Source organism: Thioalkalivibrio sp. HL-Eb18, assembly GCF_000364985.1.
Taxonomy (GTDB): domain Bacteria; phylum Pseudomonadota; class Gammaproteobacteria; order Ectothiorhodospirales; family Ectothiorhodospiraceae; genus Thioalkalivibrio.
This window is the reverse complement of sequence record NZ_KB822991.1, coordinates 1-1,161: the sequence shown is the minus strand read 5'-3', so window position 1 is coordinate 1,161 and position 1,161 is coordinate 1. Positions and strand designations below refer to the sequence as shown.

The following is a 1,161-nucleotide window of genomic DNA, read 5'->3' as shown; positions in this document are numbered from 1 at the left end:
CCAGCTACCAGACCCAACGTATCGGAAAGCCGCGTAAGGCCGAGGAAAACAGCAGGGATGGAGACCGAAAATAAATCTGTCCCCGTTTCCGTCCGCGTGCTGGGCAAGTGGATGAATGCCGGTGTGTTGGAGAATGGGGTGATAGATCACCCCGAAGACGGCGTGCCGCAGGGCGGCTGTATTTCACCTCTGCTGAGTAATCTGTATCTGCACGAGGTGCTGGACCTCTGGTTCGAACAGGAGGTCAAGCCGCGGATGCGGGGCCGGGCGTTCCTGGTGCGGTTTGCCGATGACGCCGTGTTGGGTTTTGAGCGGGAGGACGATGCGCGCCGGGTGCTGGACGTGCTGCCCAAGCGTCTGGGACGCTTTGGGCTGACGCTACACCCGGAGAAAACACGCCTCGTGGACTTCCGTCGGCCCGACCGGCGACCGAAGGCGAGCCAACGAGAACGTAGCTTCGACATGCTTGGTTTCACCCACTATTGGGGGCGCTCCCGGAAGGGGCGCTGGGTGGTGCAACGCAGGACGGCCCGGTCTCGGTTTACCCGGACTGTGCGTCGCTTCAACGAGTGGTGCCGCCGCAACCGCCACCTTCCGGTGGTGGAACAACGGACGGTGTTGAATCGCAAGCTTCGCGGCCATGATGCCTACTTTGGCATCACCGGGAACGTCAAGGCGCTGCAACGTCTGCGCTTCGAGGTTCAGGGCCGTTGGCGCAAGTGGCTCAGCCGCCGATCCCGAGCGGCGCAACTGAACTGGATCCAGTTCAACCGCCTGCTCCAGCGCCACCCGCTCCAGCCTGCACGCGTGGTTCACCGTGTGTACGCCACGTAGCATTTGCTACACCGAGGAGCCGGATGCGTCAATCGCGCACGTCCGGATCTGTGGGAGCCGCGGGTGAGCAATCACCCGTGGCCACCCAGCCCCCGTTTCCGTCCGTCCCCGTTTCCGTCCGAGACCGAAAATAAATCTGTCCCCGTTTCCGGTTTCCGGGATGGAGAAGGAAAATAAATCTGTCCCCGTTTCCGTGAATCTGTCCCCGTTTCCGCAAGGCCGAGGAAACCAGGAGGGATGGAGACGGAAAATAAATCTGTCCCCGTCTCCGAGCGCGCATATCGATGATTTGGTGACCGAACTGGTCGCCAATGCGATCTGGCGTGA

1 protein-coding gene is annotated in these 1,161 nt (G+C 61.6%); it reads left to right on the top strand.

The features are described 5' to 3' along the window. Nucleotides 1-57: 57 nt before the first annotated feature. Nucleotides 58-834 (top strand): reverse transcriptase domain-containing protein, encoded by a 777-nt coding sequence (locus tag F813_RS0113385; protein ID WP_017926935.1) that lies wholly within the window; start codon nt 58-60, stop codon nt 832-834. Nucleotides 835-1,161: the final 327 nt, after the last annotated feature.